Genomic DNA, 23,827 nt, shown 5'->3' with positions numbered 1-23,827 from the left:
TTCACCTGTTTATTCACCAATCGCCGCGAGTTGATCGGCCTGGTATTCGGCGAGCAACGGCTCGATCACCGCATCCACGCCGCCGGCGAGAATCTCGTCGAGGGAGTAAAGGGTGAGGTTGACCCGGTGGTCGGTGACCCGGCCCTGGGCGAAGTTGTACGTGCGAATGCGCTCGGAGCGGTCGCCCGAACCCACCAGCAATTTACGTTCGCTGGCAATCGCGTTGGCGGCGGCGCTGGTCTGCTGGTCATTGAGCTTGGCCGACAGCCAGGACATGGCCCGCGCACGGTTCTTGTGCTGGGAGCGTTCTTCCTGGCACTCCACCACGATGCCGGACGGCAAGTGGGTGATACGAATCGCCGAATCGGTCTTGTTGACGTGCTGGCCACCGGCGCCCGATGAGCGGTAGGTGTCGACACGCAAGTCCGCCGGGTTGATCTCGATGGCTTCCTGCTCGTCCGGCTCGGGCAACACGGCCACGGTGCACGCGGACGTGTGGATACGGCCCTGGGATTCGGTCGCCGGTACCCGCTGCACGCGGTGCGCGCCGGACTCGAACTTGAGCTTGCCGTAGACGTTGTCGCCTTCGACCCGCGCGATGACTTCTTTATAGCCGCCGTGCTCGCCTTCATTCTCGGAAAGAATCTCGACGCGCCAGCCGCGGCGCTCGGCGTAGCGCGAATACATGCGAAACAGGTCGCCGGAGAAAATCGCGGCCTCGTCGCCACCGGTGCCGGCGCGGATTTCGAGGAACACGTTGCGCCCGTCGTTAGGGTCTTTGGGCAGCAACATGCGTTGCAGGTCGCCTTCCAGCTCTATCAGCTTTTCCTTGGCCTCGCGGACTTCTTCCACGGCCATTTCGCGCATGTCCGGGTCGCTGTCCTTGAGCAGCGCCTGAGCGCCTTCGAGGTCGGCCTGGGTTTTGAGCCACTGGCTGTAGGTGGTTACAATCGGCTCAACTTCCGCGTATTCCTTGGAATAGTTGCGGAACTTGGTCTGATCGGAGATGACTTCGCCATCGCCGAGCAAGGCGGTCAGTTCTTCGAAACGGTCCTGGAGCACGTCCAGTTTATTGAGCAGTGACGCTTTCATTGCGGTTTTTTATCCGAAGAGCTTTCTGACGCGCCCTCACCGAGGGCAAAGAGTTCCTGGGCCATGGCCAGCGCATCAAGGCGGCCTTCGGCAGTCAACTTTTTAAGCTGCACGCTGGGTGCATGGAGCAATTTGTTGGTCAGGCCACGGGCCAGTAGCATCAACACCTCTTCGGCGCTGCTGCCATTGGCCAGCAACCGCTGGGCCTTGAGCAATTCCTCGTCACGCAAGCGTTCGCCCTGCTGACGATAGGCCTTGAGCACGTCCACCGCCGCCAATTCACGCAGGCGCACCATAAAATCTTCGGCGCCGGTGCTGACCATTTCCTCGGCGGCCTGGGCGGCGCCCTGGCGACTCTTGAGATTTTCGGCGACCACTTCGTGCAAATCGTCGACGCTATAGAGGTAAACGTCGTCCAACTCGCCGACTTCTGGCTCGATATCGCGGGGAACGGCGATGTCCACCATGAAGATCGGCTTGTGCTTGCGCAACTTCAGGGCGCTTTCCACCGCGCCCTTGCCGAGGATCGGCAACTGGCTCGCCGTGGAGCTGATCACAATATCGCTGCGCACCAGCTCCGCCGGGATGTCCGACAGCAGCACGGCATGGGCGCCGAACTGCTCGGCAAGGATGCTCGCGCGTTCCAGCGTGCGGTTGGCGACCACAATACGCTTCACGCCGAGGTCATGCAGGTGACGGGCGACGAGGGTGATGGTTTCACCGGCGCCGATCAGCAAGGCCTGGCTGCGCTGCAAGTCACTGAAAATCTGTTTGGCCAGGCTGACGGCGGCAAATGCCACGGACACTGGGTTTTCACCGATGGCGGTGTCGGTGCGCACTTGCTTGGCGGAGTTGAACGTGGCCTGGAAAAGCCGGCCCAGCAGCGGGCCGACGGTGCCGGCCTCGCGAGCCACGGCGTAGGCGGATTTCATCTGGCCAAGAATCTGCGGTTCACCCAACACCAGCGAATCAAGGCCCGAGGCGACGCGCATCATGTGACGAACTGCCGCATCCTCTTCGTGCACATAAGCGCACGAACGCAGCTCGTCGAGGCTCAAATGGTGGAAATCGGCCAGCCAGCGCAGTACCACATCCGCTGAAAGATGTTCCTGCTCTATATAAAGCTCACTGCGATTGCAGGTCGAAAGGATCGCAGCTTCGCGGCTGTCGGTGATCCGGCAGAGCTGCTGCAAGGCCTCAACCAACTGCTCTGGCGTAAACGCCACGCGCTCGCGCACGTCGACTGAAGCAGTCTTGTGGTTAATACCGAGTGCGAGGAAGGCCATTCAATATCGCTGATGATGTCGGGAAGCCGACAATTGTCCTACTTCGAATGGTTCAGAACAACCACCGTAGGCTATTGTCCTAATACCTTGTGCCTATAAGGCATCCACTGAGACTCGGTTATGTTTGGCCGAAGGCTTGTGTCATGATGATCCGACCGCAGGTTAGTCGTCCTCTTCCTATATGAATAGATCTTCCGCGTTGCTCCTCGCTTTTGTCTTCCTCAGCGGCTGCCAGGCCATGGCCCCCGTGTCGCCGGACGGTACGCCGCCGGTAGAAGACAGCACCCCCGCCCCTGAAAAGCCCAAGGTTTATTCCTCGTTCAGTGAAGAAACGGTCTACAGCCTGCTGACTGCCGAATTGGCCGGCCAGCGCAATCGTTTCGACATTGCCCTGGATAACTACGTGACCCAGGCCATCAACACCCAGGATCCGGGCATTTCGGAGCGGGCGTTTCGCATCGCCGAGTATTTGGGCGCCGACCAGGCAGCCCTGGATACGTCGCTGATCTGGGCGAAAAACGCGCCGGACGATCTTGAAGCGCAACGCGCCGCTGCTGTTCAACTGGCACGCGCCGGGCGCTATGACGACTCCATGGTCTACATGGAGAAAGTCTTGCAGGGCAAGGGCGACACGCATTTCGACTTCCTCGCGCTGTCGGCTGCCGATACCGACCAGGACACGCGCAACGGGTTGATGAAGAGCTTCGACCGCCTGCTGCAAAAACACCCGAAGAACAGCCAGCTGATTTTCGGCAAGGCTTTGCTGTTGCAACAGGACGACGAAGCCGATGCCGCGCTGAAACTGCTGGAGCAGAACCCGCCGGAAGACGGCGAGATCGCGCCGATTTTGCTGCGCGCACGCTTGCTGCAGAACCTCAATCGTGGCAAGGAAGCAATTCCGCTGCTGGAAAAAAGCATCAAGAAGTACCCGGACGACAAGCGCCTGCGCCTGACGTACGCACGCATGCTGGTGGAGCAGGACCGCATGGCGGACGCCAAAGTGCAGTTCGCCAACCTGGTCCAGCAATACCCGGACGACGACGAATTGCGTTACTCCCTGGCGCTGGTGTGCCTGGAAGCCAAAGCCTGGGACGAGGCCAAGGGTTACCTGGAAGAGCTGATCCAGCGTGAAAGCCATGTGGACTCGGCGCACTTGAACCTTGGCCGTATCGCCGAGGAGCGCAACGACCCGCAAGGCGCCTTGCTCGAATACGCCAAGGTCGGCCCCGGCAATGATTACCTGCCGGCGCAGTTGCGCCAGGCGGACATCCTGATGAGCAACGGTCGCACCGACGAGGCGGAAAAACGCCTGGCTGCGGCGCGCGACGCCGAACCGGACTACGCGATCCAGCTTTACCTGATCCAGGCTGAAACCCTGTCGGCGAACAAACAGGGCGACCGCGCCTGGAAGGTGCTGCAACAGGCCTTGCTGCAATACCCCGACGATTTGAACCTGTTGTACACCCGCGCGATGCAGGCGGAAAAACGCAATGACTTGGCGCAGATGGAAAAAGACCTGCGCCTGATCATCAAGCGCGACCCGGACAATGCCATGGCGCTGAACGCCTTGGGTTACACCCTGTCTGACCGCACGACGCGTTACGCCGAAGCCAAGGTACTGATCGAGCAAGCCCACAAGTTGAACCCGGAAGACCCGGCCGTCCTCGACAGCCTGGGCTGGGTGAATTATCGCCTGGGCAACCTGGACGAAGCCGAACGCTTGCTGCGCCAGGCGCTGGAGCGCTTTCCCGATCAGGAAGTCGCTGCACACCTGGGCGAAGTGCTCTGGGCCAATGGCAAGCAGCGTGAAGCACGACAAATCTGGGAAAAATTCCTCAAGGAACAACCCGACAGCCCAATCCTGCGCGGCACCATCAAGCGCCTGACCGGATCCGAGACCCTTTAAGCTTATGTTTTTGCGCCATGTAATCGTATTTGGTTTTATCGCCCTGCTCGCCGGTTGCGCGGGCACCGGCAGCCGTGAATCCGTTGAAGGCCAGGGCAACCCGGCGCAGTGGAAGCAGCATAAAGATCAGCTCAGCAGCATTGATGGCTGGCAGATCGAGGGCAAGGTCGGGGTTCGCGCGCCGAAAGACTCCGGCAGCGGCACCTTGTTTTGGCTGCAACGCCAAGACTATTACGACATTCGCTTGTCTGGCCCCTTGGGCCGCGGCGCAGCTCGCCTGACCGGTCGCCCGGACCAGGTGAGCCTTGAAGTCGCCAATCAGGGCCGCTATGAAGCAGCCTCGCCGGAAGAGCTGCTGGAACAGCAAATGGGCTGGAAGCTGCCGGTTTCGCACCTGGTCTGGTGGGTACGCGGCTTGCCCGCGCCGGACAGCAAAAGTCGTCTGAGCCTCAACGGTGACAGCCGCTTGGCCACCCTGGAACAGGATGGCTGGCAGGTCGAATACCTGAGCTACGTGCAGCAAGGCAGTTATTGGCTGCCCGAGCGCATCAAGCTGCACGGCACCGACCTGGACGTCACGCTGGTGATCAAGGACTGGCAACCGCGCAAGCTGGGGCAATAACGTGACCGTTACCACCCTGACCCTGCCCTCCCCGGCCAAACTCAATTTGATGCTGCATATTCTGGGTCGCCGTGAAGACGGCTACCACGAGTTGCAGACGCTGTTTCAATTTCTCGACTACGGCGATGAATTGACCTTCACCCTACGCGACGATGGCGTGATCAAGCTGCACACCGAATTTGAAGGCGTGCCCCACGACAGCAACCTGATTGTGAAGGCCGCGAAAAAACTTCAGGCGCAATCCGGTTGCTCGCTCGGCATCGATATCTGGATCGATAAAATCCTGCCCATGGGCGGCGGCATCGGTGGCGGCAGTTCAAATGCCGCGACCACGCTGCTCGGCCTGAACCACTTATGGCAGCTGAACTGGGACCATGATCGCCTGGCTGCGCTGGGCCTGACGCTGGGCGCCGACGTGCCGGTTTTCGTGCGTGGGCACGCGGCTTTTGCCGAGGGCGTGGGGGAGAAACTCAGCCCCGAATACCCCGAAGAGCCGTGGTATGTCGTGCTTGTTCCGCAAGTATCTGTAAGTACAGCAGAAATTTTTTCAGATCCACTGTTGACACGTAACACTCCTCCCATTAAAGTGCGCCCCGTTCCCAAGGGAAACAGTCGAAATGACTGCTTACCGGTTGTAGCAAGGCGTTATCCAGAAGTACGTAACGCTTTGAATTTGTTAGGTAAATTTACCGAAGCAAAATTAACCGGAACTGGAAGTTGTGTGTTTGGGGGCTTCCCAAGCAAAGCTGAAGCTGATAAAGTCTCGGCCCTTCTTACAGAGACCCTTACAGGGTTTGTAGCAAAGGGAAGCAACGTTTCGATGTTGCATCGCAAGCTGCAAAGTCTGCTCTAAAAGGAATCGAGTGTTAGGCACTCGTTGCATCAAATACAGGGGCGTCGCCAAGCGGTAAGGCAGCAGGTTTTGATCCTGCCATGCGTTGGTTCGAATCCAGCCGCCCCTGCCATTTTCTAATACTCATCCAGGTTACCCTCAGCCTCTAGGTACTGCGCGTGTCCAAGATGATGGTCTTTACGGGGAACGCTAACCCCGATCTGGCTCGACGTGTCGTACGTCAGCTGCATATCCCTCTCGGTGACATCTCTGTCGGTAAATTCTCCGACGGCGAAATTACAGCAGAGATCAATGAAAACGTCCGCGGTAAAGATGTCTTCATTATTCAGCCGACTTGCGCTCCGACCAACGATAACCTGATGGAACTCGTCGTGATGGCTGATGCCTTCCGCCGCTCCTCAGCGACTCGAATCACAGCTGTAATCCCCTACTTTGGCTATGCCCGTCAGGATCGCCGTCCGCGTTCCGCACGTGTGGCTATCAGCGCGAAAGTCGTTGCCGATATGCTGACCGTGGTCGGTATCGACCGTGTTCTCACGGTTGACCTGCACGCTGACCAAATCCAGGGGTTCTTCGATATTCCAGTAGATAACATCTACGGCTCCCCAGTATTGGTGGACGACATCGAAGACCAGCGCTTTGAAAACCTGATGATCGTGTCCCCGGACATTGGTGGCGTCGTGCGTGCACGGGCTGTTGCCAAATCCCTGGGCGTTGATCTCGGGATCATCGACAAACGCCGTGAAAAAGCCAATCACTCTGAAGTGATGCATATCATCGGTGATGTCGAAGGGCGTACCTGTATTCTGGTTGATGACATGGTCGACACCGCCGGCACCCTGTGCCACGCGGCCAAAGCCTTGAAAGAGCACGGTGCAGCAAAAGTCTTCGCCTACTGCACACACCCTGTGCTGTCGGGCCGAGCGATCGAGAACATCGAGAATTCCATGCTGGACGAACTGGTGGTGACTAACACCATCCCGTTGTCCGCAGCAGCTCAAGCCTGTTCGCGTATCCGTCAACTGGATATCGCACCGGTAGTTGCCGAAGCGGTTCGCCGCATCAGCAACGAAGAATCGATCAGCGCGATGTTCCGTTAAGGGTCAAACCTTCGGTACACCTCACTGACGAAAAGCGCCCCGCCCCAGCATTTTGCCGGGGCGGGGCTTTTTTGCCCATATCGCCTTTAGCGCTGGTCGCAAACGCTAGGGCGAATGTGGTTATTTTGGAGATACAACATGAACGATTTTACTCTGAATGCTGAAGTGCGTTCCGACCTGGGGAAAGGTGCGAGCCGCCGCCTGCGTCGTCTCGCAAGCCTGGTTCCAGCTGTAGTTTACGGTGGTGACAAAGCCCCTGAATCCATCAGCATGCTGGCCAAAGAAGTTGCCAAACTGCTCGAAAACGATGCGGCCTACAGCCACATCATCGAGTTGAACGTCGGTGGCAAAAAGCAGAACGTCATCATCAAGGCTCTGCAACGCCACCCAGCTAAAGGCCACGTGCTGCACGCTGACTTCATCCGCGTAGTAGCCGGTCAGAAACTGACCGCTATCGTGCCTGTGCACTTCATCGGTGAAGAAGCACCGGTCAAGAAAGGTGGCGTTGTTTCCCACACTACCACTGAGCTGGAAGTGAGCTGCCTGCCGAAAGATCTGCCTGAGTTCATCGAAGTCGACCTGTCGGCTGCTGAAATCGGCACCATCATTCACTTGTCCGACCTCAAAGCCCCTAAAGGCGTTGAGTTCGTTGCACTGGCTCACGATAAGGACCTGGCTGTTGCCAACGTCCACGCTCCACGTGTAGCCGAAGAAGCTGACGAAGCTGAAGAACCCGCTGCAGAGTAATTTCTCTCTGTAACGTCGGAGCTTGAGGAAACATCGCGGACCGAAACGTAGCGAGAAAGCGGGCGATAACGCGAAGTTTATCTCTGGATAAGTTAGCTTCTGTCGTCCACTTTCGCCGCAACAAGGTTGCGGCGATGTTATCCACAACTCCAAAGGAAGGGCCCCTGTCGTGACTGCCATTAAACTGATCGTTGGCCTGGGAAATCCAGGCGCCGAATACGAACAGACCCGGCATAACGCGGGGGCCCTTTTTGTTGAGCGCATCGCCCACGCGCAAGGTGTGAACCTTGTGGCCGATCGCAAATATTTTGGCCTGACCGGGCGCTTCTCGCACCAGGGTCAGGATGTTCGTCTGCTGATTCCCACCACCTACATGAACCGCAGCGGCCAGTCTGTCGCGGCGCTTGCGGGGTTCTTCCGGATCAAACCCGAAGAAATCCTGGTGGCCCATGACGAACTGGACCTGCCACCCGGCGTTGCCAAGCTTAAGCAAGGCGGCGGGCATGGCGGCCACAATGGCCTGCGCGACATCATCGCGCAGCTGGGTAATCAGAATACGTTTTACCGCCTGCGGCTCGGCATTGGCCACCCAGGCGTTGCCAGTATGGTTTCAAATTTCGTCCTGGGTCGTGCGCCACGCGCCGAACAGGAAAAACTCGATGCCAGCATCGACTTTGCCCTCGGCGTGCTGCCGGATATCTTCGCCGGTGAATGGAACCGCGCGATGAAAAACCTGCACAGCCAGAAGGCCTGACTCTTACCGAGGGGAAACACCATGGGATTCAATTGCGGCATCGTCGGCCTGCCCAACGTCGGCAAATCCACCCTGTTCAACGCCCTGACCAAGTCCGGTATTGCGGCGGAGAACTTCCCCTTCTGCACCATCGAACCGAACACCGGTATCGTGCCGATGCCCGATACACGCCTGGACGCCCTGGCGGCCATCGTGAATCCAAAGCGCATCCTGCCGACCACCATGGAGTTCGTCGACATCGCAGGCCTGGTTGCCGGCGCCTCGAAAGGTGAAGGCCTGGGCAACAAGTTTCTCGCCAACATCCGTGAGACCGACGCCATCGCTCACGTGGTCCGCTGCTTCGAAGACGAAAACGTGATTCACGTCTCCAACAGCGTCGACCCGAAACGCGACATCGAGATCATCGACCTGGAACTGATCTTCGCCGACCTCGACAGCTGCGAGAAGCAACTGCAAAAGGTCACGCGTAACGCCAAGGGCGGCGACAAGGACGCCGTCGTCCAGAAAGCCTTGCTGGAGCAGTTGATCGCTCACTTCACCTTGGGCAAGCCGGCACGCAGCCTGATGAAGAGCATGAGCGTCGACGAAAAGGCGGTGATCAAGGGCTTCCACCTGCTGACCACCAAGCCGGTGATGTACATCGCCAACGTGGCTGAAGACGGTTTCGAAAACAACCCGCTGCTCGACGTGGTCATGGCCATTGCCGAAGAAGAAGGCGCAATCGTTGTTCCGGTATGCAACAAGATCGAGGCAGAAATTGCCGAGCTCGAAGACGGCGAAGAAAAGGACATGTTCCTTGAGGCCCTGGGCCTGGAAGAGCCTGGCCTGAACCGTGTGATCCGCGCCGGTTACGAGATGCTGCACTTGCAGACCTACTTCACCGCCGGTGTCGAAGAAGTCCGTGCCTGGACCGTCAAGGTCGGCGCCACCGCGCCACAGGCCGCCGGTGTGATCCACACTGACTTCGAAAAAGGCTTCATCCGCGCCGAAGTAATCGCCTACAACGACTTCATCCAGTACAAGGGTGAAGCCGGTACCAAGGAAGCCGGTAAATGGCGCCTGGAAGGCAAGGAATATATTGTCAAGGATGGCGACGTGATGCACTTCCGTTTCAACGTGTAAGCGTTAACCGCGGTCATCACCGCACACCAAAAAAGCCGATGCACTGCATCGGCTTTTTTGTGGGCGCGCGTTAAGCACTGGCGCGGCGACACGTCAGCACTTCCTGTATTCCAACCAACTTTAAGTTTAATCCTACGAATAAAAACAGCAACTTCCGACCCTGACTATTGAATAACTTAACGCCTGCCCTCTTGCAAACTAATCGTCTATAAATAAGATGCAATCTTCCAATAAGACAGTGACAACTTGAATAAAGTGCGCTCTACTGCGCGCCCTCTTTGAACACTGCCCCACTCATAGTGAAGTGATAGAACATGTCGGCCGCCTACCCAAAGGAAAATGAATTAGACGCCCCGTTCATTGAAGCAGCCGATATTGAGAACACGCTCAATACGACCGCCACACTCAACGTTGACATCCTGTTACTGGGTGAGACGGGCACCGGCAAAGACACTTTGGCGAAACGTATTCATCATTTGTCGGGCCGACGCGGAAACTTCGTCGCCGTTAACTGCGCAGCCATTCCCGAAAGCCTGGCGGAGGGCCAACTCTTCGGCGTCAACAGCGGCGCTTACACGGGGGCCGTGCAGTCACGCGCGGGCTTTATCGAAGCTGCGCACTTGGGCACGCTGTACCTCGACGAGGTCGACAGCATGCCTCTGTCACTGCAAGCCAAGCTGCTGCGGGCGCTGGAGGCGCGCGGGGTTGAACGCCTGGGCTCAACCCGTTTCATCCCGGTGGACATGCGCGTCATCGCCTCCGCCCAGCAGTCGCTGCATGACATGGTCGAGCAAGGCACCTTTCGTCGCGACCTGTATTTCCGCCTGAACGTGGTCAACATCAAGCTCTCTCCCCTGCGTGAAAAACAGGAGCGCATTGTGCCGCTGTTCCTGGACATGGTTCGCCAGGAAGCCGACTACTTCAAATGCCCGCCTCCCGTGGCCTCCAATGCACTGCTTCAACAGTTGTTATGCCACCCCTGGCTGGGCAATGTACGAGAGTTGCGTTCCACCGCGAAACGCTTTGTCTTGGGGCTGACACCTCTGTCAGTACCACCGCTGCCGACTCAAGACTTACAACCCAACTTCAAGGACCGCTTACAGCAAATAGAGAAAATGCTGATTGAAGAGTCATTGCGTCGTCATGCACATAACGTCGATGGCGTTGCCGGGGAACTGCGTATCGCCAAGCGCACGCTGTACTACCGAATGAAACAATTAGACATCTCATTGAGTTAATACCTGCTGCCGCAACACTCACTACATGAACCTATTCTCTATTGAGAAACATCTGGAACGTTTTAACGGCTGAGTGCCACACAGTTTGGGACCCCGATGCTTTGAACGACTGAACGACGTTCGAAAGACAGCGGGGTTACACACCAATCATTTGTGCTTTAACAATGGAGTTTCCACTATGTCCAATCCGATCAGCGATTTCCCCTCATTTTTTCAAGCTCTCGGCGGGTCCATCGGCAACGGCGGCGGCAAAAACGAGGATTTGGAGCAGGAGCGCGATGCAGCGCAACGCAAGTCCTTCCAGCGTAGCAACAAGGTTTACGAAAACAACGAAGCAAAAAAGAACGCTGAAGCAGTGCGCTGACGCGCAAACCTCTCCTGCCTGACGGCAGGAGAGGCTTCCTTGATCATTAGCGAAGGCTCTTTATGCGCATAGAACGCAACCTCACGTCGGGTAACGACGCACTGCACACACCCTTTAAGGCTCAAGAGTCGAACCTGCAGCGGGACGATGCCAGTTTCTTCAGCGCCCAGATGGAAAGCTCGGCGCGACCCGTGACGGCATCGTCGCCTTCCAACCTGCTGACCGACGCCTCCAATCAGTTGATCAAGTCGACCACTGGCATGAGCAAAGGCCTGCGCGCCTACAGTACCGGTAACAAGGAAAAGGACAGCGCCAACTACGCCGCCAACCTTTCCGATTCCATGTTGCTCACCACTGTGTTGACCAAGAGCGTCGGTAAAACGGCCCAATTCCTCGAAAAAATCAGCAACCTGCAGTAGGTAAAAATGATCCGTCTTCTGGCCCCGGGTTTCATGTTATCGCTGGTACTCCTGCTGAGCGGCTGCGGTGAAAGTGTTGAATTGCACCGTCAGCTGTCCGAACAGGAGGCCAACGAGGTCGTCGCGGAACTGGCGGACAAGCACATACGCGCACAAAAGGTCCCCGCCAAAGAGGGCGTGACGGTGCGCGTGAGTGCCTCCGACATCAGCCGCGCCGTACGCACGCTGGAAGCTGCCGGGCTGCCCAAGGTTGCGCGCATTACCATGGGCCAGACGTTTCGCAAGGAAGGCGTCATCTCCACCCCGCTGGAAGAGCGCGCCCGTTACATCTACGCCTTGTCACAGGAGCTGGAAGCCACCCTGTCAAACATTGACGGCGTGATCGTCGCGCGTGTCCACGTGGTGCTGCCGGAACGTGTCGCGCCCGGCGAACCGGTGCAGCCGGCGTCCGCTTCGGTGTTTATCAAGCATGACCCACGGCTTGAACCCGACAATATCCGCGCGCGCGTACGCCGCATGGTCGCCAGCAGCATCCCCGGCATGTCCACCGCCGTGGATAACGCGCAAAAACTGACGGTGGTTTTTGTACCGGCAACCGTCTACACAGAGCAGCAGCAGCTGAGCTATTTCGGGCCGTTCCTGATTCCGGAAAAAGACCTCGCGTTCTGGCAAGCCTGTGTCGCACTTTCACTGCTCGCCACCGGGCTGGCGGTGGGCGGCGGGTTGTTCTGGCGCAGCCGCAGGCGTGCACAGGCATCATCTGTCGACGCTCAGCCTGCGAATGAGTGAACAACTGGCGTGGGCTCAGTGGTGGGCCATCCCATGGCAGCACTCGCACGCGGACTGGCAGGTGCTCGATCAACAAAGCGTGGACGCGCTGAGCCGCGCCGGGCACATGCGCATCAGCCGGCTGCTGGGCATCGCACCTTGCCTGCCGCCTTCACCGCATTCCACCGTGCTGCGCCTGGCACTCGCCTCCACAGAGCAACTCAACCACATGCTCGCGCTGCTGGGTAACACCTGCCACCGCCCCATCGACGGAACCGTCAGCGAGCCCCAGCACCTGTGGTGCCTGCGTATTTCCAAAGCCTTGAAACCCGAAACGCTGCTGCTGCCCGACGACGACCCACTGCAACTGCTGCGTGCCTGGCTCACGCCAGCCATCTGGCAGCGGCTTCGGTTGCGTTTTTCACGCCCACGGGTGCTGAAGCTGGAAGAAACACACGCCTCTCTCGAAGACGCACACAGCCGACTCGACACGCTCTGGCAGGCCATCGTCTGGCGAGTGACGACCACGAGCGGCGACGATTTCCTACCCTGATAGAGCTGCCCCCAATGCTATGCCGACGCAAGATTGACTTACACAACGGCTCTACAGGCCAGGCAACCGTCTTGATTACCCAAGAGATGCTCAAGGAGAACGCGCAAGCCAGCCAACTGCTGGAGCGTGCGCACGCCAGGGCTGACCAGTTGCTGAGCGAGGCGGCGGCGCAGTGCGAGGTGCTGCTTGAGCAAGCGAACCAGGCCTTCTGGCAACAGGCCAACGCGCAGCTGGAAGAGTGGGCACACCAGCGCCAAATGATGTGCGACAACCTGGAGCGCTACGCCACCTCGATTGCCGACCAGGCCCTGTGCTGCCTGCTTGAAGACATCCCGCCGACGCAACGCCTCACCGCCCTGATCAAACGCCTGATGGCCGCGCAGCTGCCGACCGTCAGCGCAACGCTCCTTTGCCATCCTTCCGAGCTTGCCAGCCTGGAGCAATGCCTCGCCCTGCTGGACATCACACTCTGGGTGCTACGCGCGGACGACGCGGTTAAACCTCAGGCACTGGTACTGGAAACAACCGAAGGCGACTTCCGTATTGACTGGGCTTCGATGCGCAAAATCCTGCTGGTGCGCGAGGACCCGTTTTCAGCGGTGTAACCCGCTTGCGAATGTTTAACCCGGCTGACTCACGATGGAACTGGTGGCGATTGACACGCCACATAGCCCATACACATCAAGAGTAAAAGTGTATGGAATTCTACGGGAACCTGAAAAACCAACTGTTGAGACGTGCCGATATTGAAAAAAATCGGACCGAAACGGCCATGCAGGAAACCGATGCAGACGACGCCGACGTCGACCTGTTCGAAATGAGCATGCTGCAACGCAACGCCAAGTACGCCTTCCACGAACAGGTCCGCGCCAGGCACATGTTGCTGAAAGCGGCCATCGACGGCGCGCAAAGTTGAACACCCTGATTGCCGGCTGGGTGCATGCCCGTGAAGACCCGCTCACGCTGTTTGAAGACAACCACGCCATCACCCTGCAGCGCGAATCGGGCGCCCTGAAATTGAGTGTTCAACTGACGCTCTCGCGGCCCGGCAACGCTCAGCTGGAAACCTGGATGCGGCCGGGTGAATACAGCCTTGGCCGCTTTCAGGGAGCGCTCTCGCAAGCGCCGGACCGTGGCGCGCTCTGGCTGGTTCAGTGCCTGCAGGATGAGGCGAACGAGGAGCAGATTCTGGGTTGCCTCGAAAGCCTGCTCAACCAACGTGATGCCTGGCGCGCGATGGTCGCTCGCCAAGCGCGGCCCCTACCTCCCACTCCTTCTTCGGCGCTACGCTCGCTGGCGCTCTAACCCGAGAAATCTCCATGGACAACACGCCCCACAAACGCACGCGTTTGCGCGCTCACTCGCCTGCCTGCCCGCCCAAACCGGCTCAATGGCGCAGCCTGATGCTATTGCCCTGGTTGCTGCTGCCCCTGGAAAGCAGCCTGGCGGCCATTCCGTCCGAATGGAAAAACACCGCCTATGCGTATGAGGCCGAGCACAAACCTTTGCGAGAGGTGCTGGAAGATTTTGCCCAGACCTTTGGCATACAGCTGCAAGTCGACGGCCTGCTCGAAGGCATCGTTAACGGAAAAATACGCGCCAACACCCCTCAGTCACTGCTCGACAGGCTTGCCGTTGAGCACCGTTTCCAGTGGTATTTGTACAACAACACGCTCTACATCAGCACCCTGGACCTGCAAGAGTCGGCGCGCCTGGAAGTCTCCTCCGAGACCATTTCCGACCTCAAGCAAGCACTGACCGATATCGGCCTGCTCGACAGCCGGTTCGGCTGGGGCGAACTGGCTGAAGATGGCGTGGTGCTGGTTTCAGGCCCCAAACGTTACATCGAGCAGATCAAGCAGTTCAGCAGCCAGCGCCGCTCCCCGGATGAAAAACAGAGCGTGCTGAGCTACCCGCTGAAGTTCGCCAACGCGGCTGACCGCATTGTGGATTATCGCGGCGAGAAGCTGACTATCCCGGGCATCGCCAGCATGCTGCGTGGGCTACTTGAGCCGCGTACAGCCTCCGCGCTTTCAACCGCGAGCAAAGCGCCCAACGCCCCGTCACAAACAGCACTGGTCACGCCGAATTTCCCTCGGTTGGGTAACCCGTTGCTGGAACAAATGCTTGGCAGCGCTACAAACTCAGGAGAGCTGGCAACCGGTGCCGCGCTCACCCCACGCGCGGCGCGAGGTGCCAGTCGAATCCGGGTCGAGGCGGATGTGCGCAACAACGCAATCCTGATCTACGACTTGCCGGAGCGCCACGCGATGTACCGCGAGCTGATCACTCAGCTCGACGTCGCGCGCAAGCTGGTGGAGATCGACGCGATCATCCTGGATATCGAGCGCACACAGTTGCGTGAATTCGGGGTTAACTGGGGGTTTCAAAACAGCCGGTTCCGCGGCGGCGCGAACGTGGCGCCCGGCACCACCTCACAGCTGGCCATCGAAAGTCGCGACCGCTTCTTCGCCGATGTACGCGCCCTCGAAGCCAAAGGCCTGGCAACCATGGTCTCCAACCCGTCGGTGCTGACCCTGGAAAACCAGCCGGCGGTGATCGACTTCAACCGCACCCAGTTCCTCAAGGCCGGCGTCGAAAACGCGACCATTTTGCCCGTCACCGTCGGTACCAGCTTTCAGGTCGTGCCAAGGGTTATCACCAGCCGGGGCAGCCATCAGATTCACTTGGTGGTGGACATTGAAGACGGCAATTTCGATGAATCCAACCCCACGCTCGACGGCCTTGATGTGCGCCGGGGCAAGGTGAGCACCCAGGCAGTCATGGCAGAAAAACGCTCGTTGGTGGTCGGAGGGTTTCACGTGACAAACAACCGAGACAAGCAAAGCAAAGTGCCGCTGCTGGGGGATATTCCACTGCTGGGCAAGGCGTTGTTTTCCTCGACTGAACGGCAGAACAACCGCCGCGAACGTCTGTTCATTCTCACGCCACGGGTTATCGGCGATCAGGCCGACCCGTCACGTTATTTGCCCCAGGAAGACCAGGCCGAACTGCAGGCCGCGCTCAAACCATTGGCGCGCCGCCTCGCCCCTCACCAGCCTGAAATCAAGCGCAGCGATATCACCGGCACCCTGGCTCACCTGGTCAGCGGGCAAGTGCCCAAAGGCTTCGAGGCGGGACCGATGCCCCTGGGGCTGGACACCTTGTGCAGCACCCGCGACGTATTGGCACTCAACCCCGAACGCAGCCAGTGGTACACCGGCCCCCAGTTCAACGTGGCGGTGGTGGTGGTGCGCAATCAGATCAAACGCAACGTACGCATTGATGAAAAGGAATGCAGCAATTCGCAGACCCTGGCCGTCAGTGTCTGGCCCCGCGCCTGGCTCAAACCCGGCGAGGAAGCAGAAGTGTTTATCGCCATGCGCCCGGTCGTGAAGGATGAACACATCGGTGTATCGCGCCCTTCCCTCCTCACCCCAACCCAGAAGACCCGACCATGAAACACTCACTGTTGTGCGCCAGCCTGATCGGTGCCGTGCTGCTCCTCGCCGGCTGTACGCCCACCTGCAAAGGCGACTCCTGTTCACGCCCGCAATCGAGCAGCGACAAATTGGTAGTCTGGTGGCCGCCACAGATGCGCGTCGAAACCGGCCCGTCCGGCGAGCGCTCGGACTATCAAACGGTGTCGCTGGAGCGATGAGCACCCCCGATTTGCCTGGCGATACCTCTAATCGCCAGGCGTTTCTGGACGCTTTGGTGAACGGCGATGCCGTTCACCTGCCGCTTTGCCAGGGAATCAAACTGTGCGCCATGAAGGCAGGCACCCGCCCGGGGCTGAGCCTGATGGTTGCCCGCGAAGCCCTGCAGGCCGGGCAATTGCAGCGCGTACTGGAACGCCGTTTTGAGCAGGCCGTCGCGTTCGACGGCTGCTTTATTTACCTCGATGCCCGTGGCGCACTGGTGATCTGGCAGGCACTGCCCGAGGCGCGCACAGCCCTCGAACCAATGCTCAGCCGACTGCTGTCGCTGGCTAACCTTGATGCTCTGGATGGCCGGCTGGTTCGCTGATCAGCGTTGCTCAAGCTCAGGCAGTTCAAGGGTTTCACGCTTGGCGTCATCGTCCAGCTCGCGCAAGGTGCGGTAGATAAACGCTACGGCCTGCAACGTCTCGCGCGGGATACTCGCGCCCAACTTTTTCTCGTAGATCGTACGCGCCAACCACACACACTGGATGACCGGGACATCGGCGGCCTTCGCGCGCGCAATGAGTTTTCGCGCGTTGGCATCGGTGCCTTTTTCCACCAGCAGCGGCAGCGGGGTTTTCCCCGGTCGGTAGTACAGGGCGACGGCAAAGTGCGTCGGGTTGACCACCAGCATGTCGGCCTCCTCGAGCTTGGGCAACTTGACCTTCGGCTCTTCCTGGGCCAATTGCTGCGCAAGCTGGCGCCGCTGGCCTTTGACGTGTGGGTCGCCTTCCATGTCCTTGTATTCCTTGACCACCTCAACCTGGGTCATGCGCATGCGCTTGGCGAAGAAATACTTCTGCAAGGTCAGGTCAATCAGCGCCAGCACCAGCAATAGCCCCAGGCACGCATGCAGCAAATGACGAAACACGGCGATCAGCGCCAGGATGTAGCTTTGCAGATCGCTGTTGGCCAGGTTGATCAACGCGTTCAGTGACGGGCCGATAACCACGTACAAAATCAAGCCCAGGAGCGAGGCTTTGACGATGCCCATCAGCAAGTTCATCAGCGACTGCGGCGAGAACATTTGCTTGGCTTGATTGAGCGGGTTGAGACGCTTGAAATCCAGTTTCAGGGTCTCCGGTGCGAACAGCAAACCGAACTGCATCCAGCTGCTGATCAGCTTTACCGTAATCGCTACCCCGACCATCAACAGCGCGAACGAGAAGAAAATCAGCAAGGCGTCCGTCAGCACTTCTTCCAGGGCGCGCGCAAAGGGCTGGCCGAAGCGCGACAGCGGTAACAGCATCAATTGCTGAAAGCGTTGCAGGCTGGTTTCGGCGGTGAACAGCGCGATTTCACTGATGGCGGTCAGCACCAGCAATTTGCCGACGTCCTGGCTTTGCGCAACCTGGCCCTTCTTGCGTTGATCGCGCAGTTTTTTCGCACTGGCCGGGTGTTTCTTTTCTCCCGAATCACTCATGGCGCCGACACCTTGAACATCAAGCCAAGGGAATGTTTAAGGTCACCCAGTAGCACCATGCGCCCGACGATCAAGTCCTGCAGCAAGGCAAAATACAGAATCAAAATGCCGATGCCTGCCAGGCATTTCACCGGCGGTGCCAGTGTGCTCACCTGCAACTGCGGGCTGTAGAGGCCCAGCAAGGCGATACCGAATTCCAGCAACAGCAACACGGCGATAAAGGGCGCCGCGTAGAGCATCATGTGCGTGAAGGTATCGCTGAGCAATGCCACAAAGGTGCTGAACCCGTTGGCACCTACCACCGGAAACCAGGCAGTCGGCGGCCAGATCTGGTAGCTGTCCCAGATCACCTGGGTCAACGCTCCCAAGCCCAGGCTGACCATTAACAGGTAAATTGCCAGTTGCTTGAACAGGTGCCCGATTGGCGTGGCGTCAAGCCCGAGCGAGGGGTTGAGTTGGCCACCGGCCAGCGCGCCACGCTGGTTATCCAACAACGCCCCCACCGCCTCGAACATCCAGAACGGCATCGACAGCAACGTACCCAGTAAAAACCCCAGCGCCGCCTCCTTGAGCAGCAGCGCGGCCAGCATCAGCGCCGAGAGGTCAGTGCCCGCCAGCAGCGCGTTGATGCCTGGCGCAGGGATCAGCGCCATGACCATCACAATCGTGTGCCGGGGCATACCGCGGATATGCTGAAAACAGAACGCCGCCACCAGAAAAGCGCAGGGGTAGATCCGCGCCATGCCAATCAGCAGGCTGGGCAGGAACTCAAGATAAAGCAACACGGGCAGGCCCTCAGTTCAGTGCAGAGCGGGCGATCATGTCGAAGGTCAGGTTGATCAACTGGATAAGCTCCACGCCGATCCAGCGACCCGTCACCGCGAGGGTGATCCCCACCGCCACCAGCTTGATGCCAAACGGCAAGGTCTGGTCCTGGATCTGCATCAGGGCCTGCACCAGCGACGTCAGTACGCCGACGATCACCGCCACAATCAGCGGCGGCGCCGAGAGTACGACCACCAGCAACATGCCCTGCTTGAACAGCACGATCGGTTCCATAGAAGGCTCAGAGATAAGAAAGGAACAAGCTGTCGAGTAGCCGCGACCATCCGGAGACCATCACGAACAACAGCAATTTGAGCGGCAGAGAGATGGTCATGGGCGAGACCATTTGCATGCCCAGCGCCAGGAGCAGGTTGGAGACAATCAGGTCGATCACGATGAAGGGGATATAGATCAAAAAGCCGATCTCGAACCCCGCCTGCAACTGCGACAGTACAAACGCCGGAATCAGCAGGATCAGGTCTTCGCGCTGCACGTCCTGCGCCATCTGCGCCGGCCACATGCGCGCGGTGTTCTCCAGCAAATGCGTGAGGACATCCGGGTCGATGTTGCGCACCATGAAGGCCCGCAATGGCTTGATCGCCTCAAGCCCGGTTTGCTGGAGCGTCTGCACGTTGGCAAGGTTCAGCGGCGTGACCTTGACCACCTCGGCGATTTCATACCCCACCGGCGCCATGATAAACAGCGTCGCCGCCAGGGCGATGCCGTTGATGGCCATGCTCGGCGGCACTTGCTGCACGCCGATGGCGTTGCGCGTAATCATCAGCACAACCACGATCTTCAAAAATGCGGTGCACACGATCAGCAGCATCGGCATCAACGACAACGCCGCCAGAAACACCGCTAGAACGAGGGGATCTACCCCCTGAAAACTCATCGGGAAAACATCACGCGGGTTAACTGCAGGCCCAGTCGTCCGTCGACGTCCACCAGTTGCCCCTGGCCGATGGTCCGATCGCCGTAATACAAACCCGCCATGCCAGGGCCGTACCCGGAAATGCCCAGCACCGCACCCGGCGCCAGGTTGCGCAGCTCGCCGAGTGTGAGGTTGAGCGTGCCGCAACGCACCGTCAGCGCCATGCTCAATTCATCGAACGGCTCGTGGCCGAACACATCCTCCACGGGCTCATCGTCCGCCTGCCCAAGGTAGTGCGGTGCTGCAAAATCCTCTTCCACAAACGTGTCCTCGATAGAAACAAGGGTCAGGCTCAAAGGCCCGGATTCATCATCAATTTGCCCATGCAGGCGCTGCCTGCCGGCCTGTACATAACCATCGCCACTGGCTTGAAAAAAACTTTGCTCGAGCATCAGCACATCGCCCACCTGCAGGTGGCTCACCTGCTTGATGGGCAACTGTGAGTGGCCAAGCGTGACGGCAATCGCCACCTGAAACTGCGCGGGTAAGGGTTCGGCGATGGGCACCCACGGCCCCGCCTCGCACAAGGCGAGAAAGCTCTCGGGCGCCAGCCACAGATAGCCCACGACCCTGGACGCGCCCAGGGTCACCGACAGGCTGCAACCGAAGTCCGAAGGCCGATCGGTCGTGCGCAATCGCACGTAGCCCAACAGCGCGCGTATCTGAGTACTGAGGTGATGCTGGAACAACTCCCAGAACCAGGAGTCCGGATCGTTACCGGACTGGGCGAGCGTCACCGGGCACTCGCCGAGCAGGCTGAACAGCGGCCCCGGCTCGCCGAACGCCAACACGCCGCACGCGGTCTCGAAGCACAACGGCTTCGCGCCCACCGGGGCACGCCCCGGCTCAAGCAGCAGCTCACCCGTTTGCTGCGCGACCTCAAACGGCAGGCGCAAGCCACGCCCCAAACGGCGCCGTGCGGCCACCGCATCGCCCTTGACGCAAGGAAAATTCAACAATGAAACCATCATGCCGCGCCCGTGCTGGCGACGCTTAAATTGACCGGCATGCGCAAGCTCTGCGCGAGGCCCTCCTGGCAGCGTTGGCGCACACCACTGAGCCAGCGCGCGGTGGACTCTTCCTCCGCTGCAAGCTCGACGTTCCACGCCCCGCTCTCGCGACGAACAGAGGCGTTGATCCGCCCCAGGCGAGGCAAGTACAACACCGCGACCAGCGGCCACTGCGATGCGCCCAGCACCCGTGGCGCCAGCTGTTCGGTCAACGCCTCGACCATCAAGGCATCGGCTGAGGGTTTGCGTCGTGCAAGGGTTGCCCCGTGGCCGCTGCCGCCCCCACGGTCGTCGAACAGTTGGGAGAACAGCCGTCTTTGCTCCCAGGGCACTGCGGCCAGCATTTGCGACTCGCTGTCATCCTTGGCATCGCGGGAGCGCAGGCGTTTGGGCGAACGGGTGGAGACCTTTGTCATGTCGGCTCCTGAGCCAGCAGATTGGATAATTCATGGAGTTTTTCGACTTGACGCAGGCACAGGGTCACCTGCTTCTGGGCACTGCCAATTTCAGTTTCCTGCTGTTCTCGCCGGTCTTGCAGCTCATGCAATTGGCCTTCTTCGCGCTGGGTGCTGGCAGACAACGTCTGCTCCTGCGCACTCCAGGATTTCAGCGCTTTAAAGGTCAGTACCTGGCCCTGGTGTTCGTTGAGCAATTGCGCGCTTTGCTCTGCCTCGTCCCGCCGGGTCTGTTCAAGCGTGTCCTGCGCCTGCCGGATACTGGCGAGCAAGGCTTGCTGGGTTCGTTTTGCCTCACGCAATGCGCGTTCGGCGCGGTCAGCGCGGTGCCTGCGCAGGCGTCGCAGAGTCTCGATATCATCGAGCTGCAGATCAGAATGGGACATACGCCGTCAGCTCCGTCAGTTGCTGCAGGGTGGCCTCGATGGTTGTTGGCTCGCGCAAGTCCTGGCGCAAAAAACCATCGACCGCCTGACGGCTGTCCACGGCCATGTCGGTCAAGGCATCGCTGCCCGGCTGGTACTCGCCCAATTTGAGCATCAGCTCAATCTGCTGGTAGGCCGACAGCAACCGCCGCAACCCCGTGCCGGCGCTGATATGCTCGGGCTCGGCGACGTTGCTCAATATGCGGGAGAGGCTGGCCAACACATCAACGGCCGGATAATGGCCACGCTCGGCCAGCTTGCGGGACAGCACGATATGGCCGTCGAGCAACGAACGAACTTCATCCGCTACCGGGTCATTCATGGAGTCCTGCTCGATCAGCACGGTGTAGATCGCGGTGATCACGCCGTCACGGGTCAGCCCGGCACGTTCCACCAGACGCGGTAACAGGCTGTAGACCGACGGTGGCAAACCACCGCGGCCCAGAGGTTCGCCGGCGGCCAGGCCGATTTCGCGCTGGGCCCGGGCAAAACGCGTCAGCGAGTCGATCAGCAGCAGTACCCGCTTGCCCTTGCGCCGAAACCCCTCGGCCAGCGCCGTCGCGGTAAAGGCCGCTCGGGCGCGCTCCATGCTGGAGCGGTCGGAGGTGGCGCAGACCAACACGGCTTTGGCGCGCAACTGATCGTCCAGCTCGTGGTCGAGAAACTCACGCAGCTCACGGCCCCGCTCGCCGATGAGGCCGAACACAATCACATCGCACTCAACGTTACGCGCGATCTCTGCGAGCAAGGTCGTCTTGCCGCACCCGGCGCCCGCAAACAGGCCGACACGCTGACCTTCGCCCAAGGTCAGCAGGCCATCGATCGAGCGCACGCCAGTAGCCAGCGCGCGGTTGATCCGTGGACGCTCCGTGGGCAACGGCGCCTCGCATAACACCGGGCTGGCATCAGCGCTGTCGGTTTCGACAAACGCACTGGGGCCATCGCCCGTAATCGGCCGGCCAAAACCATCCAATACCTGGCCCAACAGGTCATCACCGACTCTCACCCGATGCGGTACGCCGAGGCGCTCCACGCTGGCGCCCACGCGCACGCCTTCCAGGTTGCCCAAGGCACTGAGCAGCGCATCCTGCTGATCGAAACCAATAATCTCGGCGAGCATGCTGTCGCCAGGGGATTTCTCGACCCGGCACAAATCGCCAATACGCGCCTCGGGCAACCGGCATTGCAACAGCATGCCGCTGACGCGCTGAATGCGGCCGCGCTGGGTAATCGGCGCAAAACGCGTCAATGCCAGCGACTGTTGCTGCTGCCAGGCTTGCAGGCGTTCTTGCAGGTTATCGTTCACCAGCGCACCTCATAGCGTTGTGCCCCATCGAAGACCACCTTGTTGTTGTCGATCTGCAGCAAGCGCAGGCCGTCTACTTCATCACCGACAAACAGCCGATCGCCGGTCTCGAGGACCACGTGGCCATTCGGTCCGCCGACGATCTGCGAAATCTTGAAGGGCAGCGTGCCGTCGCTGACCCGCACACGGCTGAGCACCGGCACCACCGTTTCAAACTGCTCGCCGAAGCGGCTGAGCATGCGTGTCACCAACTCGACGTCGTCCTGGGGCACTTCGCCGTCCAGCACGATCTGGCCGTTGATCACCAGCAAGCTGACGCGCTGGCCCAACTCGCGCTCACTGAGCATTTTCAGCAGTTGCTGGCGTACCTCGAAGGGTGAGCCCAACTCGCGTTTCTGGTCCGCCGCCGGCATCAGTGACGCCTGCGCTTCGCGCTCGCCCGTGGAGGCGACGCCCAATGCCACGATGATCACCGCGCACACCAGCACCAGGCTGATCAAATGCTTTTGCCGCGAGGGCGAAATGGATGACAGCGTCAACGCCAGAGGTGCCGCGTTATCCGGGGCTGACGGCGCCGGTTGCGGCGCTGGCGCCTGGGGCCAGGGATGGTCGGCCAGCGTGACGCACAGGCGCACGGCGCCAATCGAAAAAACCGTGTTGAGCGCAAGGTCGGTGATCTGCGCCAGGATCAGGCCATCCGCGCCCTGAATCAGCCCCGCCTCGGCCTGGACCGACCAGCACGCATGCATGAGCCGCAGCCGCGCATGGTGCTCGGCAATTCCGCCGTCGTTGAGCAAAAGGTCGGCATCGGCATGGGCACCGATACTCCATTGTTCACCGAACAACGGCAGCGCAGCGCCTTGATGCAAACCACTCAATACCCGTAGCTCATACATCATCGAGCCCACCCTCGCGCATGCC

At 59.7% G+C, this 23,827-nt stretch carries 29 protein-coding genes and 1 tRNA gene; 19 read left to right on the top strand and 11 right to left on the bottom strand.

Annotated elements, in window-relative coordinates:
- Nucleotides 1-9 precede the first annotated feature (9 nt).
- Both prfA and hemA read right to left on the bottom strand, forming a co-directional pair.
- Nucleotides 10-1,092: a peptide chain release factor 1 gene (gene prfA, locus Q7C20_RS05455; RefSeq protein WP_375066089.1), complete on the bottom strand. Its 1,083-nt coding sequence runs from the start codon at nucleotides 1,090-1,092 to the stop codon at nucleotides 10-12.
- On the bottom strand, nucleotides 1,089-2,378 hold the full coding sequence (hemA, locus tag Q7C20_RS05450) for a glutamyl-tRNA reductase (protein ID WP_375066087.1): 1,290 nt from the start codon (nucleotides 2,376-2,378) through the stop codon (nucleotides 1,089-1,091). Before hemA ends, prfA begins: the two co-directional genes overlap by 4 nt.
- A 181-nt stretch (nucleotides 2,379-2,559) precedes the next feature.
- Here hemA and Q7C20_RS05445 point away from each other — a divergent pair, with 181 nt between their 5' ends.
- From Q7C20_RS05445 to Q7C20_RS05355, 19 genes are all read left to right on the top strand, one after another.
- Entirely contained in the window at nucleotides 2,560-4,284 is a 1,725-nt protein-coding gene (locus tag Q7C20_RS05445) for a tetratricopeptide repeat protein (RefSeq protein ID WP_375066085.1), read from the top strand.
- Nucleotides 4,285-4,288: 4 nt separating this feature from the next.
- On the top strand, nucleotides 4,289-4,906 hold the full coding sequence (gene lolB, locus Q7C20_RS05440) for a lipoprotein insertase outer membrane protein LolB (protein ID WP_375066083.1): 618 nt from the start codon (nucleotides 4,289-4,291) through the stop codon (nucleotides 4,904-4,906).
- A 49-nt stretch (nucleotides 4,907-4,955) separates the two neighbouring features.
- A complete protein-coding gene (gene ispE, locus Q7C20_RS05435; RefSeq protein WP_375066441.1) occupies nucleotides 4,956-5,759 on the top strand; it encodes a 4-(cytidine 5'-diphospho)-2-C-methyl-D-erythritol kinase in 804 nt (267 codons plus the stop codon).
- 37 nt (nucleotides 5,760-5,796) lie between these two features.
- Nucleotides 5,797-5,871, top strand: a tRNA-Gln gene (locus Q7C20_RS05430).
- 46 nt (nucleotides 5,872-5,917) lie between these two features.
- Nucleotides 5,918-6,859: a ribose-phosphate pyrophosphokinase gene (locus Q7C20_RS05425; RefSeq protein WP_003208392.1), complete on the top strand. Its 942-nt coding sequence runs from the start codon at nucleotides 5,918-5,920 to the stop codon at nucleotides 6,857-6,859.
- 138 nt (nucleotides 6,860-6,997) lie between these two features.
- Nucleotides 6,998-7,606, top strand: a complete 609-nt coding sequence (locus Q7C20_RS05420; protein WP_375066076.1) for a 50S ribosomal protein L25/general stress protein Ctc — start codon at nucleotides 6,998-7,000, stop codon at nucleotides 7,604-7,606.
- 169 nt (nucleotides 7,607-7,775) lie between these two features.
- Nucleotides 7,776-8,360, top strand: a complete 585-nt coding sequence (gene pth / locus Q7C20_RS05415; protein ID WP_375066074.1) for an aminoacyl-tRNA hydrolase — start codon at nucleotides 7,776-7,778, stop codon at nucleotides 8,358-8,360.
- Between the two features lie 21 nt (nucleotides 8,361-8,381).
- Nucleotides 8,382-9,482, top strand: coding sequence for a redox-regulated ATPase YchF (ychF, locus tag Q7C20_RS05410; RefSeq protein ID WP_348058703.1), 1,101 nt, complete (start codon nucleotides 8,382-8,384; stop codon nucleotides 9,480-9,482).
- Between the two features lie 314 nt (nucleotides 9,483-9,796).
- Nucleotides 9,797-10,720, top strand: coding sequence for a sigma 54-interacting transcriptional regulator (locus tag Q7C20_RS05405; RefSeq protein WP_375066072.1), 924 nt, complete (start codon nucleotides 9,797-9,799; stop codon nucleotides 10,718-10,720).
- A gap of 178 nt (nucleotides 10,721-10,898) precedes the next feature.
- Nucleotides 10,899-11,084, top strand: coding sequence for a type III secretion effector protein (locus tag Q7C20_RS05400; RefSeq protein ID WP_348058707.1), 186 nt, complete (start codon nucleotides 10,899-10,901; stop codon nucleotides 11,082-11,084).
- Between the two features lie 62 nt (nucleotides 11,085-11,146).
- Entirely contained in the window at nucleotides 11,147-11,503 is a 357-nt protein-coding gene (locus Q7C20_RS05395) for a hypothetical protein (protein ID WP_348058709.1), read from the top strand.
- A 6-nt stretch (nucleotides 11,504-11,509) separates the two neighbouring features.
- A complete protein-coding gene (gene sctJ, locus Q7C20_RS05390) occupies nucleotides 11,510-12,292 on the top strand; it encodes a type III secretion system inner membrane ring lipoprotein SctJ (protein ID WP_375066069.1) in 783 nt (260 codons plus the stop codon).
- Entirely contained in the window at nucleotides 12,285-12,824 is a 540-nt protein-coding gene (locus tag Q7C20_RS05385; RefSeq protein WP_375066067.1) for a type III secretion protein, read from the top strand. Before sctJ ends, Q7C20_RS05385 begins: the two co-directional genes overlap by 8 nt.
- A 14-nt stretch (nucleotides 12,825-12,838) precedes the next feature.
- The gene (gene sctL / locus Q7C20_RS05380) at nucleotides 12,839-13,429 is read left to right on the top strand and encodes a type III secretion system stator protein SctL (protein WP_375066065.1); all 591 of its coding nucleotides are present in this window, start codon (nucleotides 12,839-12,841) and stop codon (nucleotides 13,427-13,429) included.
- A gap of 92 nt (nucleotides 13,430-13,521) precedes the next feature.
- On the top strand, nucleotides 13,522-13,740 hold the full coding sequence (locus Q7C20_RS05375; protein WP_348058717.1) for a hypothetical protein: 219 nt from the start codon (nucleotides 13,522-13,524) through the stop codon (nucleotides 13,738-13,740).
- Nucleotides 13,737-14,129: a type III secretion protein gene (locus tag Q7C20_RS05370; protein ID WP_375066062.1), complete on the top strand. Its 393-nt coding sequence runs from the start codon at nucleotides 13,737-13,739 to the stop codon at nucleotides 14,127-14,129. Before Q7C20_RS05375 ends, Q7C20_RS05370 begins: the two co-directional genes overlap by 4 nt.
- A gap of 14 nt (nucleotides 14,130-14,143) precedes the next feature.
- Nucleotides 14,144-16,285: a type III secretion system outer membrane ring subunit SctC gene (gene sctC / locus Q7C20_RS05365; protein WP_375066060.1), complete on the top strand. Its 2,142-nt coding sequence runs from the start codon at nucleotides 14,144-14,146 to the stop codon at nucleotides 16,283-16,285.
- Nucleotides 16,282-16,485 (top strand): HrpT family type III secretion system protein, encoded by a 204-nt coding sequence (gene hrpT / locus Q7C20_RS05360; protein WP_348058723.1) that lies wholly within the window; start codon nucleotides 16,282-16,284, stop codon nucleotides 16,483-16,485. Before sctC ends, hrpT begins: the two co-directional genes overlap by 4 nt.
- A complete protein-coding gene (locus Q7C20_RS05355) occupies nucleotides 16,482-16,853 on the top strand; it encodes a transcriptional regulator (protein ID WP_375066058.1) in 372 nt (123 codons plus the stop codon). Before hrpT ends, Q7C20_RS05355 begins: the two co-directional genes overlap by 4 nt.
- On the opposite strand, the gene sctU is transcribed toward Q7C20_RS05355, so the two are convergent.
- The 9 genes from sctU to Q7C20_RS05310 are packed head-to-tail and all read right to left on the bottom strand — an operon-like array spanning nucleotide 16,854 to nucleotide 23,802.
- Nucleotides 16,854-17,951: a type III secretion system export apparatus subunit SctU gene (gene sctU, locus Q7C20_RS05350; RefSeq protein ID WP_348058727.1), complete on the bottom strand. Its 1,098-nt coding sequence runs from the start codon at nucleotides 17,949-17,951 to the stop codon at nucleotides 16,854-16,856.
- Nucleotides 17,948-18,736 (bottom strand): type III secretion system export apparatus subunit SctT, encoded by a 789-nt coding sequence (gene sctT / locus Q7C20_RS05345; protein WP_375066055.1) that lies wholly within the window; start codon nucleotides 18,734-18,736, stop codon nucleotides 17,948-17,950. The genes sctU and sctT overlap by 4 nt, the downstream gene beginning before the upstream one ends.
- Before the next feature lie 10 nt (nucleotides 18,737-18,746).
- Complete coding sequence (gene sctS, locus Q7C20_RS05340; protein ID WP_348058731.1) at nucleotides 18,747-19,010, bottom strand: type III secretion system export apparatus subunit SctS; 264 nt, start codon at nucleotides 19,008-19,010, stop codon at nucleotides 18,747-18,749.
- A gap of 7 nt (nucleotides 19,011-19,017) precedes the next feature.
- Nucleotides 19,018-19,671: a type III secretion system export apparatus subunit SctR gene (sctR, locus tag Q7C20_RS05335; protein ID WP_348058733.1), complete on the bottom strand. Its 654-nt coding sequence runs from the start codon at nucleotides 19,669-19,671 to the stop codon at nucleotides 19,018-19,020.
- Nucleotides 19,668-20,681, bottom strand: coding sequence for a FliM/FliN family flagellar motor switch protein (locus Q7C20_RS05330; protein ID WP_375066052.1), 1,014 nt, complete (start codon nucleotides 20,679-20,681; stop codon nucleotides 19,668-19,670). The genes sctR and Q7C20_RS05330 overlap by 4 nt, the downstream gene beginning before the upstream one ends.
- Nucleotides 20,678-21,136 carry a type III secretion system HrpP C-terminal domain-containing protein gene (locus Q7C20_RS05325; RefSeq protein ID WP_375066050.1) on the bottom strand — a complete coding sequence of 153 codons (459 nt, stop codon included), beginning with the start codon at nucleotides 21,134-21,136 and terminating at the stop codon, nucleotides 20,678-20,680. The genes Q7C20_RS05330 and Q7C20_RS05325 overlap by 4 nt, the downstream gene beginning before the upstream one ends.
- Nucleotides 21,133-21,561 carry a YscO family type III secretion system apparatus protein gene (locus tag Q7C20_RS05320; RefSeq protein ID WP_375066048.1) on the bottom strand — a complete coding sequence of 143 codons (429 nt, stop codon included), beginning with the start codon at nucleotides 21,559-21,561 and terminating at the stop codon, nucleotides 21,133-21,135. Before Q7C20_RS05320 ends, Q7C20_RS05325 begins: the two co-directional genes overlap by 4 nt.
- Nucleotides 21,548-22,906 carry a FliI/YscN family ATPase gene (locus Q7C20_RS05315; RefSeq protein WP_375066046.1) on the bottom strand — a complete coding sequence of 453 codons (1,359 nt, stop codon included), beginning with the start codon at nucleotides 22,904-22,906 and terminating at the stop codon, nucleotides 21,548-21,550. The genes Q7C20_RS05320 and Q7C20_RS05315 overlap by 14 nt, the downstream gene beginning before the upstream one ends.
- The gene (locus tag Q7C20_RS05310; protein WP_348058757.1) at nucleotides 22,903-23,802 is read right to left on the bottom strand and encodes an FHA domain-containing protein; all 900 of its coding nucleotides are present in this window, start codon (nucleotides 23,800-23,802) and stop codon (nucleotides 22,903-22,905) included. Before Q7C20_RS05310 ends, Q7C20_RS05315 begins: the two co-directional genes overlap by 4 nt.
- Nucleotides 23,803-23,827 lie beyond the last annotated feature (25 nt).

The sequence above is a fragment of the Pseudomonas sp. AMR01 genome (assembly GCF_041946035.1).
GTDB classification, from domain to species: domain Bacteria; phylum Pseudomonadota; class Gammaproteobacteria; order Pseudomonadales; family Pseudomonadaceae; genus Aquipseudomonas; species Aquipseudomonas antarctica_B.
Note: the sequence above shows the minus strand (reverse complement) of the source record. Positions and strands in the feature narration are given on the sequence as shown.

Excerpts from the sequence above, each read along its gene's own strand:
- Q7C20_RS05310 (WP_348058757.1), bottom strand. The coding sequence starts at position 23,802 with ATGTATGAGCTACGGGTATTGAGTGGTTTGCATCAAGGCGCTGCGCTG.
- prfA (WP_375066089.1), bottom strand. The coding sequence starts at position 1,092 with ATGAAAGCGTCACTGCTCAATAAACTGGACGTGCTCCAGGACCGTTTC.
- Q7C20_RS05330 (WP_375066052.1), bottom strand. The coding sequence starts at position 20,681 with ATGATGGTTTCATTGTTGAATTTTCCTTGCGTCAAGGGCGATGCGGTG.
- sctR (WP_348058733.1), bottom strand. The coding sequence starts at position 19,671 with ATGAGTTTTCAGGGGGTAGATCCCCTCGTTCTAGCGGTGTTTCTGGCG.
- Q7C20_RS05445 (WP_375066085.1), top strand. The coding sequence starts at position 2,560 with ATGAATAGATCTTCCGCGTTGCTCCTCGCTTTTGTCTTCCTCAGCGGC.
- Q7C20_RS05420 (WP_375066076.1), top strand. The coding sequence starts at position 6,998 with ATGAACGATTTTACTCTGAATGCTGAAGTGCGTTCCGACCTGGGGAAA.
- Q7C20_RS05385 (WP_375066067.1), top strand. The coding sequence starts at position 12,285 with ATGAGTGAACAACTGGCGTGGGCTCAGTGGTGGGCCATCCCATGGCAG.
- Q7C20_RS05325 (WP_375066050.1), bottom strand. The coding sequence starts at position 21,136 with ATGACAAAGGTCTCCACCCGTTCGCCCAAACGCCTGCGCTCCCGCGAT.
- Q7C20_RS05400 (WP_348058707.1), top strand. The coding sequence starts at position 10,899 with ATGTCCAATCCGATCAGCGATTTCCCCTCATTTTTTCAAGCTCTCGGC.
- Q7C20_RS05395 (WP_348058709.1), top strand. The coding sequence starts at position 11,147 with ATGCGCATAGAACGCAACCTCACGTCGGGTAACGACGCACTGCACACA.
- lolB (WP_375066083.1), top strand. The coding sequence starts at position 4,289 with ATGTTTTTGCGCCATGTAATCGTATTTGGTTTTATCGCCCTGCTCGCC.
- Q7C20_RS05405 (WP_375066072.1), top strand. The coding sequence starts at position 9,797 with ATGTCGGCCGCCTACCCAAAGGAAAATGAATTAGACGCCCCGTTCATT.
- ychF (WP_348058703.1), top strand. The coding sequence starts at position 8,382 with ATGGGATTCAATTGCGGCATCGTCGGCCTGCCCAACGTCGGCAAATCC.
- sctJ (WP_375066069.1), top strand. The coding sequence starts at position 11,510 with ATGATCCGTCTTCTGGCCCCGGGTTTCATGTTATCGCTGGTACTCCTG.
- hemA (WP_375066087.1), bottom strand. The coding sequence starts at position 2,378 with ATGGCCTTCCTCGCACTCGGTATTAACCACAAGACTGCTTCAGTCGAC.
- ispE (WP_375066441.1), top strand. The coding sequence starts at position 4,956 with ATGCTGCATATTCTGGGTCGCCGTGAAGACGGCTACCACGAGTTGCAG.
- Q7C20_RS05320 (WP_375066048.1), bottom strand. The coding sequence starts at position 21,561 with ATGTCCCATTCTGATCTGCAGCTCGATGATATCGAGACTCTGCGACGC.
- sctC (WP_375066060.1), top strand. The coding sequence starts at position 14,144 with ATGGACAACACGCCCCACAAACGCACGCGTTTGCGCGCTCACTCGCCT.
- sctS (WP_348058731.1), bottom strand. The coding sequence starts at position 19,010 with ATGGAACCGATCGTGCTGTTCAAGCAGGGCATGTTGCTGGTGGTCGTA.
- hrpT (WP_348058723.1), top strand. The coding sequence starts at position 16,282 with ATGAAACACTCACTGTTGTGCGCCAGCCTGATCGGTGCCGTGCTGCTC.
- sctU (WP_348058727.1), bottom strand. The coding sequence starts at position 17,951 with ATGAGTGATTCGGGAGAAAAGAAACACCCGGCCAGTGCGAAAAAACTG.
- sctL (WP_375066065.1), top strand. The coding sequence starts at position 12,839 with ATGCTATGCCGACGCAAGATTGACTTACACAACGGCTCTACAGGCCAG.
- Q7C20_RS05375 (WP_348058717.1), top strand. The coding sequence starts at position 13,522 with ATGGAATTCTACGGGAACCTGAAAAACCAACTGTTGAGACGTGCCGAT.
- Q7C20_RS05355 (WP_375066058.1), top strand. The coding sequence starts at position 16,482 with ATGAGCACCCCCGATTTGCCTGGCGATACCTCTAATCGCCAGGCGTTT.